The organism is Streptomyces diastatochromogenes, from assembly GCF_002242805.1.
Classification (GTDB): Bacteria; Actinomycetota; Actinomycetes; order Streptomycetales; family Streptomycetaceae; genus Streptomyces; species Streptomyces diastatochromogenes.
Window position 1 is genome coordinate 1 of sequence record NZ_MCGQ01000161.1, and the last position, 260, is coordinate 260.

At 67.3% G+C, this 260-nt stretch carries 1 protein-coding gene; it reads right to left on the reverse strand.

What is annotated here, in order from left to right:
• A partial coding sequence (locus BEK98_RS47315) for an OB-fold nucleic acid binding domain-containing protein (RefSeq protein ID WP_244202323.1) occupies positions 1 to 260 on the reverse strand: 260 nt, incomplete at both ends.

A 260-nucleotide genomic window follows, 5' to 3' on the forward strand; every position in this document is an offset into this window, starting at 1 on the left:
GCCGAGCAGCTCGACCTCGCCGACCTCGACCTCGATCTCACCGGTGGGCAGGTCGGGGTTCACGTTCTCGGTTCCACGTGAAACAACCTGGCCGTCGACGCGGACCGTCGACTCCTTGGTGATCTTGTCCAGGGCCTCGTACGCGGGCGTGCCGGGACGGGCCACCAGCTGCGTGATGCCGTGGTGATCGCGCAGATCGATGAAGAGGATGCCGCCCAGGTCGCGCCGATTGTGCAGCCAGCCACTCAGCCGGACGTCGG